This is a genomic window from Parashewanella spongiae (genome assembly GCF_004358345.1).
Taxonomy (GTDB): domain Bacteria; phylum Pseudomonadota; class Gammaproteobacteria; order Enterobacterales; family Shewanellaceae; genus Parashewanella; species Parashewanella spongiae.
Map to the genome: position 1 here is coordinate 4,550,203 of NZ_CP037952.1, position 19,430 is coordinate 4,569,632.

The 19,430-nt window shown below is 39.2% G+C and carries 15 protein-coding genes; 5 read left to right on the forward strand and 10 right to left on the reverse strand.

The window, feature by feature from the left end; genetic code table 11:
* Nucleotides 1-432: 432 nt before the first annotated feature.
* Entirely contained in the window at nucleotides 433-816 is a 384-nt protein-coding gene (locus E2I05_RS18080; RefSeq protein WP_121854858.1) for a PilZ domain-containing protein, read from the forward strand.
* Here the strand turns inward: E2I05_RS18080 and radA are convergent.
* On the reverse strand, nucleotides 813-2,186 hold the full coding sequence (gene radA, locus E2I05_RS18085) for a DNA repair protein RadA (protein ID WP_121854857.1): 1,374 nt from the start codon (nucleotides 2,184-2,186) through the stop codon (nucleotides 813-815). The two genes, E2I05_RS18080 and radA, sit on opposite strands and share 4 nt — an antisense overlap.
* Before the next feature lie 199 nt (nucleotides 2,187-2,385).
* Between radA and E2I05_RS18090 the strand changes: the two genes are divergently transcribed.
* Complete coding sequence (locus E2I05_RS18090) at nucleotides 2,386-4,749, forward strand: PilZ domain-containing protein (RefSeq protein ID WP_121854856.1); 2,364 nt, start codon at nucleotides 2,386-2,388, stop codon at nucleotides 4,747-4,749.
* A gap of 204 nt (nucleotides 4,750-4,953) precedes the next feature.
* Here the strand turns inward: E2I05_RS18090 and ltrA are convergent, their stop codons facing one another.
* Nucleotides 4,954-6,234 (reverse strand): group II intron reverse transcriptase/maturase, encoded by a 1,281-nt coding sequence (gene ltrA / locus E2I05_RS18095; protein WP_133309790.1) that lies wholly within the window; start codon nucleotides 6,232-6,234, stop codon nucleotides 4,954-4,956.
* Between the two features lie 1,068 nt (nucleotides 6,235-7,302).
* Between ltrA and E2I05_RS18100 the strand changes: the two genes are divergently transcribed.
* Entirely contained in the window at nucleotides 7,303-7,527 is a 225-nt protein-coding gene (locus E2I05_RS18100; protein ID WP_121854722.1) for a hypothetical protein, read from the forward strand.
* 68 nt (nucleotides 7,528-7,595) lie between these two features.
* Here E2I05_RS18100 and E2I05_RS18105 read toward each other — a convergent pair whose 3' ends face one another.
* Complete coding sequence (locus tag E2I05_RS18105) at nucleotides 7,596-8,618, reverse strand: secretion protein EspA (protein ID WP_243641137.1); 1,023 nt, start codon at nucleotides 8,616-8,618, stop codon at nucleotides 7,596-7,598.
* 700 nt (nucleotides 8,619-9,318) lie between these two features.
* Nucleotides 9,319-10,302 (reverse strand): phosphoserine phosphatase SerB, encoded by a 984-nt coding sequence (gene serB, locus E2I05_RS18110; RefSeq protein WP_121854721.1) that lies wholly within the window; start codon nucleotides 10,300-10,302, stop codon nucleotides 9,319-9,321.
* A 56-nt stretch (nucleotides 10,303-10,358) separates the two neighbouring features.
* Between serB and E2I05_RS18115 the strand changes: the two genes are divergently transcribed.
* Together E2I05_RS18115 and E2I05_RS18120 are read left to right on the forward strand one after the other, a co-directional pair.
* Nucleotides 10,359-10,982 carry an AhpA/YtjB family protein gene (locus tag E2I05_RS18115; RefSeq protein ID WP_121854720.1) on the forward strand — a complete coding sequence of 208 codons (624 nt, stop codon included), beginning with the start codon at nucleotides 10,359-10,361 and terminating at the stop codon, nucleotides 10,980-10,982.
* Nucleotides 10,983-11,042: 60 nt separating this feature from the next.
* The gene (locus E2I05_RS18120; RefSeq protein ID WP_121854719.1) at nucleotides 11,043-12,158 is read left to right on the forward strand and encodes an energy transducer TonB; all 1,116 of its coding nucleotides are present in this window, start codon (nucleotides 11,043-11,045) and stop codon (nucleotides 12,156-12,158) included.
* Nucleotides 12,159-12,231: 73 nt separating this feature from the next.
* On the opposite strand, the gene deoD is transcribed toward E2I05_RS18120, so the two are convergent.
* From deoD to E2I05_RS18150, 6 genes are all read right to left on the reverse strand, one after another.
* Nucleotides 12,232-12,942, reverse strand: coding sequence for a purine-nucleoside phosphorylase (deoD, locus tag E2I05_RS18125; protein WP_121854718.1), 711 nt, complete (start codon nucleotides 12,940-12,942; stop codon nucleotides 12,232-12,234).
* 176 nt (nucleotides 12,943-13,118) lie between these two features.
* Entirely contained in the window at nucleotides 13,119-14,336 is a 1,218-nt protein-coding gene (locus E2I05_RS18130; protein ID WP_121854717.1) for a phosphopentomutase, read from the reverse strand.
* Nucleotides 14,337-14,348: 12 nt separating this feature from the next.
* Nucleotides 14,349-15,680 carry a thymidine phosphorylase gene (gene deoA / locus E2I05_RS18135; protein ID WP_121854716.1) on the reverse strand — a complete coding sequence of 444 codons (1,332 nt, stop codon included), beginning with the start codon at nucleotides 15,678-15,680 and terminating at the stop codon, nucleotides 14,349-14,351.
* A 157-nt stretch (nucleotides 15,681-15,837) separates the two neighbouring features.
* Complete coding sequence (deoC, locus tag E2I05_RS18140) at nucleotides 15,838-16,614, reverse strand: deoxyribose-phosphate aldolase (RefSeq protein WP_121854715.1); 777 nt, start codon at nucleotides 16,612-16,614, stop codon at nucleotides 15,838-15,840.
* A gap of 387 nt (nucleotides 16,615-17,001) precedes the next feature.
* Nucleotides 17,002-17,814, reverse strand: coding sequence for an outer membrane protein OmpK (locus E2I05_RS18145; RefSeq protein ID WP_244935398.1), 813 nt, complete (start codon nucleotides 17,812-17,814; stop codon nucleotides 17,002-17,004).
* A gap of 317 nt (nucleotides 17,815-18,131) precedes the next feature.
* Nucleotides 18,132-19,394 carry a NupC/NupG family nucleoside CNT transporter gene (locus tag E2I05_RS18150; RefSeq protein ID WP_121854713.1) on the reverse strand — a complete coding sequence of 421 codons (1,263 nt, stop codon included), beginning with the start codon at nucleotides 19,392-19,394 and terminating at the stop codon, nucleotides 18,132-18,134.
* Between the last annotated feature and the right edge of the window lie 36 nt (nucleotides 19,395-19,430).

The following is a 19,430-nucleotide window of genomic DNA, read 5'->3' on the forward strand; positions in this document are numbered from 1 at the left end:
CTACATCTTATTTTGCAAACATCACCCACTCACTGTGTAATTCGATAGAAGCTTAAAAAAATAATTATTAATCGTAGATAAAGCAAACCGGATAAAAAAATATCCTCTATGCTTGTTATAGATTTCAAATTTATGATCATACTCATTAAAGCTGACATTGAGCACATCTATTAAAAACCCAAAATTAATGAATGGTTACTCATTTTTTCGTTATAAAAATGTTCATATCGGTTAATTTTAAGTAAAACATAGACAAAAAGTGATTTCTTATTCAACCTTAACTGCATAACTATTCCGTGTGCGCAATGTCAGTTAAAGTTAACAGTATTTTATTTTATGTTACAGTTTGATAATCAAGATACCAGAGTGAAGTAAAAACGAGACATTACAACGCACTGACAACGACGGAACACAAAGATTTAGAGGTATTTCATGGATGATAGACGTAAGTTTTCTCGAGTATTGTTTCAAGCAAAAGCTACATTATCTCATCTACCAACATTCTGGCAGACACAGGTTCATGATCTTAGTCTAAACGGCGCGCTCATACAGCGACCTAACAATTTCACTGATATACCAAATAAAACATTCAAGTTATCACTGTTTTTGCCTTCAACAGACATCGAAATTTCGATGGATGCTAAAATTGTCTATAGCAGTGAAAAACAGCTAGGTTTACGTTGCATCGATATCGATGTCGAAAGTATGGGGCACTTAAAACGCTTAGTCGAACTCAACTGTGGCAACCCTAATTTACTGCATAGAGAGCTACCACAATTTATAAGGGAACATTCCCTGCAAACTTTGTTCGTTTAGTTGATCAATTCTAGCAATTCATGAATCGTTTTAACGGGAGTAATTTTTGCTCCCAAACCTTCCATAGATTTATGGTAATTACGGTAAGGAATAAAAATCTCTGTAAATCCATGTTGAGCCGCTTCTTTCACTCTTGGTACACCACTGTCTATCGGTCGCACATCGCCATTTAAACTTAACTCACCCATAATACAAGTTGTTCTCGGTACTACAAACTCATTCAAACTACTGAGTAATGCAGCTACTAAAGCAAGATCAATACAGGTTTCAGATTCATCAATTTTTAGTCCGCCAACGATATTAAAAAAAGTATCATGGAATATTTTGGTTTTGGTGTGCTTGCGTAGGATCCCTGTCAACATTTTAATCCGATTCATATTCAAGCCAACACAAACACGCTGTGGAAATTCCGTTTCTGTTTCAGTCGTTAGACATTGAATTTCAAGCAGTAGGTTACGATTGCCTTTTCGAATACAAGTAATTGCAGAGCCAGATGAATCAGTGGACGAACCTGACAAAAAGATTTCGCTTGGATTATCAACACTCGTCATCCCTCGCTCACTCATACGGAATATACCAACGGTATCAACATCACCAAAACGGTTCTTATTTGCGCGTAATGTACGGATCTGACCATCATTTGTATCAATATGAAGCAAAGAATCAACAATGTGCACTAATGTCTGAGGGCCCGCAATTTCATTATTCTTATTTACGTGAGCAATAATGAACATAGTGACATTATTTTTTTTACAATACTGAGTCAGTGCTTGAGCCGAGCTTTTTACCTGAGACGGCGAGCCTGGGCTGCCATTAGCGGTTTCAGTAACCACAGCCTGAATTGAGTCAATAACGGCAAATTTTACTTTTTTGGCTTCAAGCTCTTCGATGATGGCTTCTACACTCGTTTCAGATAATAAGTACAAAGTATCTTCACTGTAGTTAAGTTTTAACCTATTTACGCGATTCTTGAATTGTGACAATGATTCTTCGGCCGTGCAGTATAATGACGGCATGATTTGGGACATTAAGGCAACCAAAGCTGACAACAATGTCGTTTTACCGGCACCTGGATCACCAGATATGATATTTACCGAACCTGAAGTCAAGCCACCGCACAACACTCGATCTAACTCACCGATACCTGTCAGCAATTTTTCAGCTTCAACACCAGCTACTTCGCTCAACTTTTTAGCGCCACCGCCAACTTCACCAGCATAACCAGATATTGACGAACGAGCAGGCTTATTGGCTGATATTTTCAGTTCAGATATGGTGTTCCACTCTTTACAAGCTGTGCATTGACCTTGCCAGCGTGGGAAGTCTTGACCACATTCATTACATACAAATGCTGTTTTCACTTTCGCCATAAAAATTTATGTTCCATTTGCCTAGAGGGCGTAATTAACTCAACTCACCAAACCAGTGCGTTTGGCATTATTATTGCTTTATTTTAGTGCTAATATGTTGAATGAATCTAGTTGTTCAACTTCTCAAGCGAAATTATAACAAACTTAATGAGTAAGCCTAATAGGCTCCGATTAGTAAGCACGACAAAGAACTGACCATATGAGTTTTGAAGAAGTAAAAGAGGCTCTGATAGAGCAATTAAAACCATTATTAATGGAACCTGAATTTCCAGAGTTTTTTGATCAACTCACCTCAACAGAATCAAATACAAATCGTTTTCTGCTCAAAATGGAGTTGAACCGACTCGCATCAACTTGCAACCGAATAATTGATTTAAGAGATAAAACAGATTTACCTTGTGAGCCCCTTGTATTTAAAAAGCAAACTCATCTTCTTGATGCGCCTTCAAAACAAGCCTTTTTAGAATCAGTAAGTCGCTATCACCAACAGTACACGATTGGTGTTTACGAAGAAGTACTTAATTCACACAAACAGCGCTTAAAAGACAAAAAACAATCATCGGTTAATACTGATGATCAAAACGATTATTCAGTTCCAGGTATCATCCTTGGCACTTATTTTAATCGCTGTGAAGAAAGAATGAATTACAGCATTCATATCACAGCGTTTCAATCCGGTAAGAATGAGCTAAAGGGTACGACCTTAGACTTGTCTGTAGGTGGAGCGCGGATCCGAATACCTAAAAAGCATGGGTTTGATACAACACAACCAATACTCGTTAAACTCATTGAAATTAATGAAGAGTACTATTACAAAGATCTTCATCAAGGTATCGAATATCAAATTGTCGACGTTGAGTCGAACCACGAGCATTGCATAATGCGTCTAAAACGTATTAGTGGTTCAGAAGATTTATCTCAAATATTAGCGAATTTAATTAAGGGCTTTAAGTACCGATATAAAGTCGATGTTAATGAAGTTTATACTAACTCGCTTGCTCTCGGATACGAGCGCCATTACTTACCGCACTACCGACATTTAGCATTATTTGTTAACGCTACAAATCACAGTGTTTCACATGGCTTGCTAGGTGCTGAGAATCAGTGCATCAAGAACTATTTTTTGAATGAGAAAGAAATTTGTCAACTCAGTAAAATGCTCACGCCTGAGCGCATTCAAAGCCATAATGCCGATATTGAAAACTTTGACCATAGCCTTATTTATTGCTTTAAACATGTTGTAAATGAAAAAGTCTACTTTTATTCTGCCTCGCTGTTCGAGCTTAAACAGCATAATCTACAACACTTGTTTTTCCGGTTTGGATCCCAAAAAGCAAGCTGGCGAATTTTCCAAATCGCGGCCAAAACCATTAATCATTCGCTTTCTTATAAAGCGGCAATTCTACCTGGTGATGAACGCCAATATACACCGCTCACAGAGAAACAACTTTCTCAGCTCAGCCATGTCATTAATCTCATTGACTTAACTCATAAAGACTCAAAAGATGATTATAAAAGCTGGATCTCAACGGGCAACGCCAATCAACTAAAATTGTTTGCTCAAACTAAAGCCACAAAGAGTGATATTAAATATATTTCTCTCAATTTTACAGAGCGCCGACAAGAGTCTCGTTATTCATTCAAAACTCAAATTGAAATGACCCAAGACAAAAAATCAATAACAGGTATGTCTGTGGATATTTCGACAAAAGGGTTTCAAGTTACCTTAGAAAACGATTGCGATTTTGAACTAAACACACCTATCACCGTAGCACTACCTAAACTTCAATCACTGGCTGGCAAAACTCAATTAACAGCGTTGCCATATAAGCTTGTGAAAAAAAGACGAAAAGGACGAGTCCTTCATTTAACAGCGATGATCAATCATGCTCCTCATGTTGGTGTTGAATTTTTAAATCGACTCATTATTCACAACCAAGATAAACTCACCCGATTAACTCAGTCAGATGACGATATCAAAGAGTTGTCAGATGGGCTTAAAAACTTGCTAATGAGAAACTTACCATCAACTTTATTCTTTATAGAAAAAACGACAAAATCTGCAAAGTTGTCAATGCTTGGTTTAAGTAAAAATGCAAATTTAATTAATGATTTATTCACCAACGACACGCTACAGAAATTAGAGTTTAATCTCGCCCCACTTTTTGCTGGTGGCTTATTTAAATCTGATTTATTGCCTAAGATTAGAAAAGCTAAGTCATCTCAAGAAATGCATTCAATCGATATTTTTGTACGTTTATCCATACAATCTAGAGCTCAATTTGAAGTCAAGTTTGTACCAGTTAGCGAATTCAACAATTCAGAAGAAAAACATAATTTCATCTCATTAAGTCAAAAACTCGGCAAGTTTATTGCCATAAGAGTGTTATTCGGCGCAACGGGAAAGCCGGATTTAAAATATATCGAACAGGAACGTGAATATATCTCGGTACATGCTGCACACAAAGCTAAAAATTTAGACGAAAAACTTTGGCAAACTGTCGGGGTTGGAGAGTTATTAGACTGTACAGCCGAAACCATAAATCGATATTTTTACAAATAAAATCAACAAGATGCAATAGAATAATAAACAACAACAGATATAGATGAATTTAAAATACTTCCTACAACACCTTGGATTCATTAAGTAGAGTAGGCTACTGGCTTCGCTATCGCTTATCCAGCAGCCCCTCTTCGATTCCGTGCATGAGGTTTTCCCTCACACGGCTCTGTTGTTACACTTCTCTCAGCCCCTTCACTTTGCTTATCATCTTGTCGTGGGTAAATACTCAAGACCAGCTTGGCGTAATTTTTCGTAAGCACCTCGTGATAGATACTTGCTTCGACGTTGACTTAAGCGACGATGCCAGCGATAGAACCGGTTTACTACAAATCCATTTATTCTGAAAAATACACCTCTGGGATAACCTATCCCACCAAAATAGTGTTTCCATCCCCTCAGAACTTGATTAACCTTATTTATCAGTACGCCAAGTGTATTTGAGGTTCGGTGTTTCACTATGTCTCTGATTTTATTTTTCAGCTTTGTTTGGCTCTTCTTAGACGCCTCTATCTTGATGTAACTGGTGCCTTTGATGAGGCCTGTGATCCGTTGAAAGTTAAAACCGAGGAAATCAAACTCATTCATCAGCTTTCCCATATCCACACAGTGGGTTTTACTTTGATTTAGCTTCAGACCTTCATCACTTAATTGCTGTGTTATCCAGTCCAGTTGCTCTTGTGTGTAGGTTTGCTTATGGAGTACAACAAAATCATCTGCATAGGTAACGATTTTACACGGTGTTTTTTCGTGTATTTTCAAACAGAAATCGTTGAGATAGATGTTAGCCAGTAGTGGAGAGATAACTCCGCCTTGCGGAGTGCCACATCGGCTTGCTTCTATTCGCCATTTTCTGTTGACCGTCTCTACGCTGATGGGCGCTTTGATAAAGCTTTTCAGCAAACTCAGAAAGCTGCTGTCGCTTATTCGCCTTTCTACTTTTGCCATCAACTTAGCGTGCGGGATGGTATCGAAATAGGCGCTCAAGTCAGCATCAAGTACGTGCTGATAGCCTTGTTTTAGGCTCATTTCAATGACTTTTACCGCTTGCTGGGCGCTTCGACATGGACGATAACCATAACTGTGTTCATGTAAATGAGGTTCGTAGACGGGTTGCATCACTATTGTCATCGCCATTTGCACAATTCTGTCACTGATTATCGGGATCCCAAGTTTCCGCGTTTTGCCGTTGTCTTTGAGTATTTCTACTCGTTTGACTGGGCTAGGTCGATAGTTTTTCTGTTGTAATTGAGTTTGAATTTCTTTTAACAGCGCAACGACTTTCTTTTGCTGCTCTAGATAACTGAATGTGATGCCATCAATTCCTGCTCCGCCTTTATTGGCTTTGCATCGTCGATAGGCTTCTTCGAGTATATCTAGGCGACTGAGTTTATCGTACAAGCTGTAAAATCGAAGCTCCGAGTTAAGCTTTGAGCGTAAGTAAAGTTTTCGCTGTAATATTCTGATATTTACTGGAGTGTTAGCCATATGGCAATTTCACCTCAAAAGTTACGTTAAAAAACGGGTGTAACACTGAGCCCCTTCCCTGATGTAAAGTTATGTTGTCTTCACGGTTAACGGTACTATGGGCTCATCCGACTGCCTGAGCGCCCTATCTGAAATTTCGGTTTACCTTATATTCGGATAGTGCAAGTCACTACCTTCCAACACTCAGGCTCTCCCACGTTCACTTTATTTCCTTCAATACATGCCACTTCATATTACGCCGGAAGATCAAACAGATGCATTTACCAGTTGCTTCTCTGTTTGTGTCAGGGTTCGTCAACTAGGAAAGACTCCCCATCTTCATTTTTTGATTTACGACGCTTAACTGAATTCGCTTGATGCTGCGGCCTACATTGCATCTCAACCTTTATTCAAGGCCTTTGTCACAGGGCTTCATGTCATAGCGGTTACCCATTATGCATGCCCGTCAGATTTCGGGATGAACTGGTAATTATCCCGTCAGGTACGTTTCAACCTGATGGACTTATTATAAATAATAACGTTGCTGTCTCTGGTTTATGGCCATGTAATCGCTTGGCTGCGTATACGTTAAGACAAATCCCGCAACAGAATAAAGCGCTTCGTGGCGCTCCCTAGAAACATCAGTTGACTGCGTTCTCAAGCGTAGAAGAAATGGCTGATATTAAGACGTAGCTTTCAGCAAGTAGTTATTCTACTTGCAAAAGTTACAACGCAGATAGCAGCCATTTTAGCATGCTTGTGAGCGTAGAGCATTTCACTCATTGGGTGAAAAACATGATAATAAAATCATCCAATTGCTCAAACAGTTACTCATATACTCAGCGTTCAACTGATGTTTTTAGGATAAGCTATCACCATTTATGCAAGGGCAGAAAATCAAGTGACGACAGTTTTGTATGTCGCTAGCCTAGCGTCTTTGGAAAAATAACAAAAGTCACTGAATACGGATTGGCATAAGGATAAATTTTTATAATAAATAGTTAAAATATCTAAACAGTTTTTCAACAAAGTTTCAAAGTTGAGTTAAAGTAGGCTGGTAATACTCCACACATTACACGGAGAAAAGTTATGGTTTCTTCAATCAGATCTTCAGTAGTAAGCTCTGAATCTGTGTTTGGTTCAGATTCAGAATCAGAATCTCCTAGTAGTAGCAATTACGAAGTTGCACTGAGTAATCGAGTTTATAAGGTATACGGAAAAAAGAATCGAAAAAATGATGATTCCGATAATGAAAAACATAAGCAGCCCGATCAAGAGCTACTAGAATTTCATAGACAATTATTTGGTCTCTGATTTGAATAAACTCAGAGTTGATTGCTTCCTTGCAAAACATATGTAGTGTGTCTAGGTTAAAAGCCACACTATCTAACGTTTTGTGCAATAGATTTATTCATTTCTTCAAGCATGGTCTGCATACTGTTAAGTAAACTGACAGTCACATTGTAAGTTTGCATGACTTTTTGAAGTTGAAGCTGAGACTGAGATACAAAATCTGAAGCTCTATTTGACACATTCTCCAATGCCGCCTTTACAGCTTCTAATTTACCTTTGTCTAGTTTTACGTTGGCCAAGCCGTCTGTTACTCCTTCAGAAAGTTCTTCATAATTTGGTGCTACTCCAGTATACGTCACACCGTCTTTCACCAAAGTAATTGGAGAGCCAGGTTCTTCACTTCCTTCAAAACTGGTAATAGTCCCATCTGCAATGGCTTTTTCCACTGGAGTATACCCACCTTGACCATAAATCGTATATTGTCCCTCATAATGATGAACTGGCATTTTTTTACCATCAGAAGAGGTTAAAGTTACACTTACATTGTTTTGATGATTGATAGGTTTCCCGAGATAACTCCCAATTCCTTTGCCGTCAATCATAATACCGTTATCTCTCATATAATCGATAACATCCTGTGGTAACGTAGCCGTGCCATCTGCTCCTTGTTTTGCAACTTCAGCAATTTTTTCATTCACTTCATTCGCTTTATCTTGAGAGTCTCTCGATACTTTTGCTTTTTGTTGCATTTGAAGATACTTATTATCAGCAAGTTCTGAAAGTAAGTTCATAAACAAATACAGCACGGCAATACCTCCAGATAATACAGAGTCTCCCTCTGTAGCAAGCTGTCGATCAACATCAATGGTGCTTTTAATATCTGTAGTTTTATTTAATTCTTGATACTGCTCCGAATAAAATGACATTAAGTTCGCATTAATACCTTTCTTTAATGCCGCATCTTCTTTTGGATCAGAGTCTAAAGGGGAAGACATAAACGCTTGCAAGCCCGCAAACTTTTTAAGCATATCTTTTTTCTGGTTTTCATCTTCACTGGCTAAATGTGAAAAACTATTTAGATGATTTACATTGACATCTTTTGGACTGGACATTCCGGCTTCCTCATCAAAATTAAATACTTAAAATAAGTTCGTTTAAATTAAGTATAGAATAAATGATACACCTAACAACTAGCTGAACTTTTGGTGTAATTCATACGCATTGCTTTACTAATAATCTCTATATACAAAGCATAAAAGAATTTTTAGAAGATGATTTCGAAATACTTATATAATTCGAACAAAGAGGTCTAACCAGTTAAGTGTGTGAGCGGTAGATAATGCTGGCTGATAAATTTACCTTAGGGAACTAGCGATTTAGAAAGTACCAATCAATATTTTAAATTTTTTTTGTCATACCTGCAAAGGCTGGTATCCAGTGACTTTTATAGAAAAGCTTAAAGGCACTAGACTCCAGCCTGCGCTGGAGTGACGAGGATTCATCGGTATACTTTCTTCCGCAGCGTCCCTTAGGGATCTAGCGATTTAGAAAATACCAGTCTTTGTCATACCAGCGACTTTTTATAGAAAAAAGCAAAGGCACTAGACTACCGACATACAAAACTGTCGTTACTTCGTTTCCAGCCTGCGCTGGAGTGACGAGAACTCATTGGTATACTTTCTTCTGGAATAAACCAACTTACTTTAGTATTTTTAACACTCACTGCAAACAACACTCACAAAAAGCTAAAACCAATCAACCAGATAAAATAAACACCATTCAGCTTAAGAAATAAACAAAACAGAAAATCGGTTACTTACTTAAGAAAAACAAGAGCACTCTCAGATCAAACTTTTCAATACATGCATCAGCAACAACTTTAAGTTGTAATTTAGGAAAGTAACCAATACCAAAGCCCGAAGAGTTCAACATTGGAATATCATTCGCACCATCACCAATTGCTATAATTTGCCCATGTTCTACTTTGTATCTGCTTTCTAAGATATCAACGACATGGGCTTTGAATTCTGCATCAACAATCTCACCGGATAACTCACCTGTTACATTTCCCTTTTCAACGACTAAGTTATTGGCGTAAGCGGCATCAAGGCCAAGAGTATCTTTTAAATGTTGTACAAATGGAGTGAAACCACCTGAAGCAACTGCAATATGCCAACCATAAGATTTAAGCACAGTAACAATGTCAATCAACCCTGCTGTCAAAGGTAAGGCATTGCACAATTCATTTATTACACTCTCATTTAGTCCTTTTAGCAACCCTACTCTCTTACGTAAGCTTTGTTCAAAATCTAATTCACCTTGCATCGCTAATTCTGTAATTTCAGAAACGGCTTTTCCAACCCCTGCTCGTTCCGCTAACTCATCAATGCATTCTATTTGAATAGCGGTTGAGTCCATATCCATGACTAATAAGCCGGGTTGGTTTAATGAAGGCAAACGTTTTTTAACTTCAAAAACAATCAAATCATCACAACCACTCAAAACGGACAGATCACCAAAATTTTCGCTTTCGCAAATTGCGACTTCAATTCCAAGTAGAGTAACGGTTCTTTCTAAACGACACACATAGCAAATCGAGCCTATATTTGATAACCAATTTTCTACTATTTCTTGAGTTTGACCTTGGCTATATATCAATCGTATGATTCGAACAGATGTTTTAGGCAAGTCCCCTTCTTGATAACGGTGTATGTCGTTCTGTAAGTCGCTATAAACTGCACCATTTGATTCACTTAACCACTTAAAAAATGCGTTACTTGGCTTGCTGCTCAACATGGATGTCAATCTCCTGCATTACTGCTTTGTATTTTTATTGTACGGTGAGGTGCTTAGTGTTACATCTTAGAGGGTTAAAAAAAATCCATAAAATCAGCAGAGTGATGCAACTATTATTTGCTGTATTACTTATACTCGGTCTTATCCAGCTCTGGCAAGCAAGTTTACTCCAAGGCCAGCAATTACTTAATTCGCAAACAGAAAAAATGGCTCGCATGTTGGTAAAGCAAACCGTATATGGCGCGACACCCGCCATTCAATTACAAGAAGATGAACAATTGCAATGGTTGACTAACACCATAACAAGAGACCCAAAGGTCATATCGGCAACCATTTATGATGCTCAAGGTCTCAGGCTCGCCTTTTCAACTAGTGTCACTGACCTCGGTTTAGCCCCAGACTCACAAGAAATGTTGTCTCTGCTCGACGATTACCCACCCTATGTTGAATCCATCATCATTAATGATGAAAGTGTAGGTTTTGTTGAGTTAAGACTTGACCGAAATATTTTTTTTCAAGAAATCAAAACCGCCCATCAGATGAACATGCAGCAGCAGCAAATCATGTTATTAGTCGCTGGTTTAATCGGCATTTTACTCAGCCGAGCGTTATCGTATAAACGCGCCGCATTTGATCGACAAGTAACAGCTCAAAAATTTAATCAAAGAATAAAAAAGTAACACTAACGCTACAAATTTGTTAAATTACTTGCGATAACAATTAGAAATGGAATTCATCCAATGAAAATCAATACCAAAAGATACATCATGCCTGCTCTAGCAAGTTGTATTTTATATAGCTCTTTCTCACACGCAGAAGACATTGAACCTGTAACATTTAAACAAGCTTATGAAGCTTACCAAACGGCTCTTGAGGGTAAAGATAGACAAGCTGTTGTGAACAAAGCAGAACAAGCTTATTTATTAGGCAAAAATGTATACAAAAATGACTTTTCGAATCAAGCAGCACTCGTTTCTAACTTTGCTTCTGCAGTGGCTAATACTGCACAAAGCCATAAGAAGATTTCTCAAGAAAAAAAACAAGCTTACGATTTATACCAACAAGCATTATCTCTCTACAAAAAAGCTTATCCTAGCGAACCCGTTCAGTTAATAGAACCCTATCTCAATCTGTCTAGAGTCGCATCAAATCGCTCCATTTCTAAAAAACACTTAAATCAAGCTTTTGAAATTGCAAATGATACCAATGACGAATTACTTATTGCGCAAACTAAATATGCTGCATTTAATTTACTAAAACAAAGTCCGTATTACTCAAAAAAAGTTCGTAATTATGCTTTAAATGCACTTGAAGTTTATCAAGAGAAGCTTCCCGAAAACTCAGTAGAGCGAATTCAAGCAAGTTATTCCGTAGCTAAAATACGTTTAGCATCTCAAAAATACAATCAAGCCGAAGCTTTGTTTTTAGAAGTCATTAAGCAATTAGAAACATTAGATTATAGTCATCCTTACGAACTCGCATCACATGCTATGCTTGTTGAGCTTTATGAAAGGAGAAAAAACAGTGATGCTTCTACTAAGCACTGCATAGCTATTGGAAAAATGAAACCTTGGAATGATTCCCAAGAGCAAATCCCGATTTTCAGAATGTCACCCCAATACCCCATGACGGCAGTTAAACAAGGCAAAAGTGGTTTTGTAACCATGTCATTTGCCATTAATGAATCTGGCATTGTGACTAATCCAAAAATTATAGATTCTAAAGGGGGAAAAGGGTTTGAGAAAGCGTCACTTAAGGCATTAAAAAAATGGCGTTTTGCTCCTAAATTTGAAAATGGAAAAGCAGTAAAAGCAGAAGATTTGAAGGTAACGCTAGATTTCAGTATATCGAGTTAATCGTAAACCTTAATTCAAGCTCTCAAATTAAAAAGGCCGCATATGCGGCCTTTTTAACGTCAAATGATAAGCGTTAAAGCTCAACAACTGCATCCAACGTCATTTCAATCATGTCGTTAAAAGTAGTTTGACGCTCATCAGAACTTGTCGCTTCACCGGTACGGATATGATCAGATACAGTAACGATACAAAGCGCTTTAGCGCCTAATTCATGTGCAACACCGTAAAGACCCGCCGCTTCCATTTCAACGCCTAAGACACCCATTTTTTCCATGGTATCGAACATTTCAGGCAATGGCGTATAGAAAAGATCAGCAGAAAAAACGTTTCCGACTTGAGTCTTTGTGCCACGCTTTTCAGCAGAATCTATGACGGCTTTCATTAGGCCATAATCAGCAATAGCAGCAAAATCTTGTTGCTTAAAGCGCAAACGGTTAGCTTGTGAGTCGGTACATGCGCCCATACCAATGATCACGTCACGTACTTTCACGTCTAGGCTGATCGCACCACAAGTGCCCACGCGGATCAGGTTTTTAACACCATAATCTTTGATGAGTTCGGTCGCATAAATTGAACACGAAGGAATGCCCATACCTGAACCCATAACCGAAACTCGTGTTCCTTTATAAGTACCAGTAAAACCAAGCATGTTACGAACATCAGTAACTTGCTCAACATTTTCTAAAAATGTTTCTGCAATGTATTTTGCACGTAATGGATCGCCAGGAAATAAAACAGTTTCTGCAAATGCGCCATCAGCAGCATTAATATGTGGTGTAGCCATGGAAATAACCCCTATTAAAATTTTAAGGTCTTAACCTTGTGTTATGTTGCGGGTTAACTTACCCGCTTAAAATCAAATCGTCATCAAAAACTCTAAACAAATTAACTCAATTGAATAGAGCATGAACAAATTGTGCTATCAATAGACAATAGCCACTCAATCTGCTCAGTAAAATATTAACTAATGAAAGACTTACCGTATTCCATCGGTTCAAGTTTGTAGTAACTTGCGATGGATTGTCCCATATCAGCAAAGGTATCTCTTCCGCCTAACGAACCCGGCTTTAACCCTGCACCTAACGCCAAAACAGGAACATGTTCACGAGTATGCTCTGTTCCTGGCCAAGTTGGATCACAACCATGATCCGCTGTCAGCAGTAATAAATCATCGGCTTCCAATATAGCGAGCAATTCAGGTAAACGTGAATCGAAGTATTCTAAGCCACGCGCATAACCAGCAACATCTCGTCTATGACCATAATGAGAGTCAAAATCAACAAAGTTAGTAAAGACTATCGTGCGATCATTCGCTTGCTTCACTTGTTCTAATGTTGCGTCAAATAGAGCTTCTAAGCCATTTGCTTTTACTTTTTTAGTGATCCCGCAATGGGCGTAAATATCGGCAATTTTCCCTACACTTACCACCTCACCACCAGCTGCTTTCAGCTTATCTAAAACAGTCTTGCTAGGCGGCTCTAAAGATAGATCACGACGATTGCCCGTACGAGCAAACTCTTTTGCATTGGCACCATTAAATGGTCGAGCAATTACGCGACCAATATTATAAGGTTCAAGCTCTTCACGGACAATTTCACAGAGTTTGTAAAGATTGTCTAAGCCGAAAGACTCTTCATGACAAGCAACTTGGAATACTGAATCAGCCGAAGTATAAAAAATAGGATGACCGCTGCGCATGTGCTCTTCACCCAACTCCTCTAATATAGCCGTTCCTGAAGCATGGCAATTACCTAGGAATCCATCTAGTCCTGCCCGTTCAAGTATTTTATCGGTTAACCCTTTTGGAAATGAGTGATTTAAATCAGTGAAGTAGCCCCAGTCAAATAATACTGGTACGCCGGCTATTTCCCAATGCCCACTCGGGGTATCTTTACCTGTACTGATTTCAGCGGCGTAACCATAAGTGCCAATCAGTTCAACATTCTCATCAAAACCTGAAGCAAAATGCCCCGTGCTCTCTTTACCAGCATGCCCTAATCCGAGCTTAGCAAGGTTAGGAAGATTTAATGGCCCTTCACGTCCATCATTTGCTTTACCTTCGGCGCAGGCTTTGGCTATGTGGCCAAAAGTATTTGAACCTACGTCACCAAATGCTTCGGCATCACCAGCAGCGCCTATCCCAAAGGAGTCGAGCATCAATATAACAGTTCTTTTCATTTGCTTATTCCTTTACAGATCTTCAGCTCGAATGGCTTTATATATCTCAATCTGTTTTTCAGGTTTTGTATCACTAATTTTAATGGCGCCTTTAACAGCCAACGAGGCTTCTTCAAATGCCGCTTCTGATTGCGCATGTATCATGGCAATCGGCTTATCAGCATCTATTTGCTCGCCTAAGGCACAAACTTGAGTTAATCCCACGCTGTAGTCAAGTGCATCACCGGGCTTACGTCGGCCACCACCTAAGGTTACAACGGCTAAGCCAAGTTCGCGAGTATCCATACTATGAGCAAAACCACTTCCATCCGCATATACAGGACGAATGATTGATGCTTGTGGCAAATACTTATCGTAAGATTCAATAAAATCTGTCGGGCCACCTAAGCCAGAAATCATTTTACCAAATATTTCAGCCGCTCGGCCATTTTCCAACACTGTGTTCAGTTTATTACGCGCTTCAACGGCATTTTTAGCGATACCACCTAATACCAGCATTTCTTGACACAAGCCCATGGTTACTTCGTATAGGCGGGGGTTACGATAACGCCCCGTTAAAAAGTCAATGGCCTCTTTAACTTCAACAGCATTACCTGCGCAGGATGCCAGCACTTGGTTCATGTCGGTAAGCAAAGCGGTTGTTTTAGTACCTGCACCATTAGCAACAGCAGTAATGCTCCGTGCCAACTCTTCAGACGCTTCGTAAGTTGGCATAAAGGCACCCGAGCCTACTTTCACATCCATCGCTAAGGCGTCTAAACCCGCTGCCAGCTTCTTAGAAAGTATTGATGCGGTGATCAATGAAATTGATTCAACCGTGGCAGTATTATCTCGTATTGAATAAAAACGCTTATCCGCAGGCACTAAGTCACCAGTTTGACCAATAATCGCCACACCCGCTTCTTTAACCACTTTGCGAAAAAGAGCGCTGTCTGGCTCGGTTTGATAACCAGGAATGGCATCAAACTTATCGAGTGTACCGCCAGTATGCCCTAGCCCACGTCCAGAAATCATAGGTACGTAACCACCACAGGCTGCCGCCATAGGGCCAAGCATCAAGCTGATAACATCACCGACACCACCAGTACTGTGTTTGTCGATAATTGGGCCGTCTAGCCCTAATGCGTCCCAGTTTAGTACCGTTCCTGAATCACGCATTGCTGTAGTAATAGCAACACGTTCATCCATATTCATGTCATTAAAGTACACCGCCATTCCAAGCGCAGCAATCTGCCCTTCTGAAACACTGTGGTCCGTAATACCTTTAACAAAAAATTGAATTTCTTCAGTAGTTAACGCTTGTCCGTTACGTTTTTTACGAATAATTTCCTGAGCTAGAAACATAATACCGCCTCCCGATAGCCGTTAGTATCGTTTCAACTAACGGTCATCTTTGCAAGATTAAAAACAAAACTGTAGTAATATTACGAGCAATATTATCTAAATTTCACTGTGACCAAATGGAGTTTGATCACAGTTATTCGCTTTGCTTCTCTTGCAATTAATAGCCTTGGTTAGGTTTGGGAGCTTGAGCAAGTTCTAGCGTATGTAATAAGCTGTTTAACAAACTTGATGCACCAAATCGGAATGTTCGAGGTGTGACCCAATCTTCGCCTAATAAGCGAGTTGCTACGCCTAAGAACTCGGCTGTTGCTGCAGCATCACGAACGCCTCCAGCAGGTTTAAAACCAACCTTGGTATTCTTTTCTTTGATGACGGTCATCATGATTTCAGCCGCTTCAAGCGTTGCATTAACAGGTACTTTACCTGTTGACGTTTTAATGAAATCGGCACCTGCATCGATTGAAATCTCTGAAGCCTTACGAATAAGCGCAGGATCTTTAAGCACACCAGATTCAATGATAACTTTTAGTAAAACGTCACTTTCAGCACACGCTTCTTTACAAGCCTTAACAAGTTCAAGACCAATCTCTTCGTTCCCAGCCATTAATGCGCGATATGGGAAAACAACATCTACTTCGTCAGCGCCATAAGCAATCGCAGCCAAGGTTTCCGTTAATGCGATTTGAATATCATCGTTACCATGTGGGAAGTTTGTTACGGTAGCAATTTGAATATCTTTTGCGCCCAGTTCTTTAAGGGTTTTACGAGCAATAGGAATAAAGCGCGGGTAAATACAAATTGCAGCAGTGTGGCCTGCCGGAGTCAATGCTTTATGGCATAGTTCGATAACTTTTTGATCGGTATCGTCATCGTTTAACGTGGTTAAATCCATTAGGCTAATGCCACGTTGTGCAGCTTGTTTTAAATCAGTCATATGCTTTCTCCAAACAATAAATAGACAAAATATTGTGCTTGGCACAATCCTTCGAAAGGCAATTAGTATTTAATATTTGTTTTGTAGCCGGTTCTTAGATCGTGCCGCCAGCATGTACTGGCATAAAATCAGAAGTATTCAATGTCACACGCTCGCATTAATTAAATGCAAGGCGCAGTGACTATCTTGACAATTAAGCCACGACTTGAATCCTTGAAGACCGGAAGAGAGGAATGATTGAAATCCACTTTTCCGCGAAAACTCCATTTTAACGCGAGAAAAATATAAACTTTTATTTGAATTCACTTTGTGAACTAAGTCTAATTCGAATAAAAACTCATAAAGTTAATAGAGCCGCAAAAGCAGCTCTATCTTTATCATCTACAATCAGAAATTGTATTTTGCAGTATAAATAATCGCATCGTGGTACGCAGCAGTACCTAGCTTATTATCTGCATAGCGATATTGAATACCTGTAGTGAATTTAGGTGTCATATTCCACCATAATGCAACAGCACCGTTTTGGCCTACTGATTTCAATGTATGTTCTGTTCCATTGCCACGGAATTGGTCTTCTCTAGCAAATTCAGTTTCATGCCACTGACTCACCATGAAATCTTGTCCCATAGCTTTAAAGTTATAGCCTAAAACCCAACCCGCCATATAGCCATTGAAACCAGAACCTGAGAAAGTTTGGTTTTCATAATGCAAACCTAAAAACGGTTTCATCCAAAAACCTGATTCAGTATTAATATCGTAGCTTGCACCAACAACAATATTCTGATCAAAGAAACCTTCGCCGCCCACAGTCAGGCTGTAAATATGACCATATGCATTCCAGTTTGATTTACCGATGTTGTAAGCGATAGAGCCTTTGGCTGCAATTCTGAATGAATCAGTTACTGGAGCACCACTAAAATCACGCTCTGAAGTGTTAGTATTTTGTGGATTTTCAAAATCAACAAAACCATAAACGTCACCCCAGTCGTAACCTGCTCCGCCTTCAATTTCTAGGTAAAAGAAATCTTCTTTAGCACCACCAAAACCGTTATTAGAACGATCTTCAGCTTTATCGCTCCAATCTAAATAGTTTAATGAAACATCCATGAAACCATAGTACTGTTCAGCTTGAACTGAACCAGCTGTCATAGCAGCAAAAGTCGCACCGGCTAAAGCCAACATTTTAACATTTTTCATCATCAACCCCATTATTTTGATTTGCTACCTTCGTGGGTAGCGTTCTTTTTTTATGGCGTTCGCATTTTACCTCTATTGGCTAAAAGCACAATAATATTAACGTAAAAATATGAACTCAAAATTCTTAAATGTGAACAAAATCGCAATTTTGTTTAAAATGCGTTATCAACTTTTTAAAATTATTATTTGATAGTTAATAATCTTATTTTTAGCTGAACTGCCGTTTAAGGCATAACACAGGAAAAACAGTGAAATATGGTTGGAATTAACCCCGATAAAAAGGATTGAAATAGCAGCGACCTAAGTCGCTGCTAAAGTCATTACATAGCCAAGAATAGGCCTGCAAGAGTTGCACTCATTAAGTTCGCCATAGAGCCAGCGATAACGGCACGAATACCTAATTTAGCAAGGTCGTGACGACGATTTGGAGCCATAGCACCAAGACCACCTAATAGAATAGCAATTGAAGATAAGTTTGCGAAACCACACAATGCGAATGAAATGATAGCTTTAGTACGATCAGACATTGCCACACCTGTTTCAGCGACAGCTTTAAAGCCTTCTGCAGAAGAATCAAGTAGGTATGGAGCAAAGTTTAAGTAAGCAACGAATTCGTTTACAACAATCTTTTGACCGATGAATGAACCAGCAACAAGTGCTTCATTCCAAGGTACACCAATCAAGAATGCAAGCGGCATAAACACATAACCAAGGATTAATTCTAGTGTTAAACCTTCAACACCAAACCAACCACCAACACCACCGATGATGCCGTTAACCATAGCGATTAGGCCAACAAACGCAATAAGCATAGCGCCTACGTTAAGTGCTAAATGCATACCTGAAGCAGCACCTGCAGCAGCAGCGTCTAATACGTTAGCAGGCTTATCAGGATCTTCAGGAAGATCAACCATGTCATCTTTAACGTCATCAGTTTCTGGGTGCATCAGCTTAGCCATTAATAGACCACCTGGTGCCGCCATGAATGAAGCTGCAACTAAGTATTCAATCGGTACACCCATTTGCGCGTAACCAGCAAGCACAGAACCTGCAATTGAAGCTAGACCACCAACCATGATTGCAAACAATTCAGATTGAGACATCGTTGGAATAAATGGACGAACAATCAGCGGAGCTTCAGTTTGGCCAACAAAAATGTTCGCTGTTGCTGACATTGACTCTGTACGACTAGTACCAAGTGCTTTTTGTAAACCACCACCAATGATACGAATGACCCATTGCATGATACCTAGGTAATAAAGTACAGCGATCAATGATGAGAAGAAAATAATAATTGGTAGTACGTTAATCGCAAAGATAAAACCTACTTTAAATTTGGCTAAATCACCAAATAAGAAACCGATACCACTATTTGCGTAGCTAATAACGTGAGACACTGCGTCAGAAGCACCTTTAAGAATGTCTTTTCCTACAGGTATATACAGAACAAAACCACCAAACGCCGCTTGAATGGCTAAAGCACCGCCCACAGCACGTTTACTGATCGCTTTTCTGTTATTAGATAGGAGATAACCTATCCCAAGTAGGACAACGATCCCTACTAAACTCATTATAATATTCATTTACCATCACCCTAAATTGTTAACGTTTTTTAATTA

Coding starts and splice junctions, on each gene's coding strand:
- E2I05_RS18090 (WP_121854856.1), top strand. CDS start 2,386: ATGAGTTTTGAAGAAGTAAAAGAGGCTCTGATAGAGCAATTAAAACCA.
- E2I05_RS18145 (WP_244935398.1), bottom strand. CDS start 17,814: ATGATGAAAAATGTTAAAATGTTGGCTTTAGCCGGTGCGACTTTTGCT.
- deoA (WP_121854716.1), bottom strand. CDS start 15,680: ATGTTTCTAGCTCAGGAAATTATTCGTAAAAAACGTAACGGACAAGCG.
- serB (WP_121854721.1), bottom strand. CDS start 10,302: ATGTTGAGCAGCAAGCCAAGTAACGCATTTTTTAAGTGGTTAAGTGAA.
- E2I05_RS18120 (WP_121854719.1), top strand. CDS start 11,043: ATGAAAATCAATACCAAAAGATACATCATGCCTGCTCTAGCAAGTTGT.
- radA (WP_121854857.1), bottom strand. CDS start 2,186: ATGGCGAAAGTGAAAACAGCATTTGTATGTAATGAATGTGGTCAAGAC.
- ltrA (WP_133309790.1), bottom strand. CDS start 6,234: ATGGCTAACACTCCAGTAAATATCAGAATATTACAGCGAAAACTTTAC.
- E2I05_RS18100 (WP_121854722.1), top strand. CDS start 7,303: ATGGTTTCTTCAATCAGATCTTCAGTAGTAAGCTCTGAATCTGTGTTT.
- deoC (WP_121854715.1), bottom strand. CDS start 16,614: ATGACTGATTTAAAACAAGCTGCACAACGTGGCATTAGCCTAATGGAT.
- E2I05_RS18130 (WP_121854717.1), bottom strand. CDS start 14,336: ATGAAAAGAACTGTTATATTGATGCTCGACTCCTTTGGGATAGGCGCT.
- deoD (WP_121854718.1), bottom strand. CDS start 12,942: ATGGCTACACCACATATTAATGCTGCTGATGGCGCATTTGCAGAAACT.
- E2I05_RS18150 (WP_121854713.1), bottom strand. CDS start 19,394: ATGAATATTATAATGAGTTTAGTAGGGATCGTTGTCCTACTTGGGATA.
- E2I05_RS18080 (WP_121854858.1), top strand. CDS start 433: ATGGATGATAGACGTAAGTTTTCTCGAGTATTGTTTCAAGCAAAAGCT.
- E2I05_RS18105 (WP_243641137.1), bottom strand. CDS start 8,618: ATGTCCAGTCCAAAAGATGTCAATGTAAATCATCTAAATAGTTTTTCA.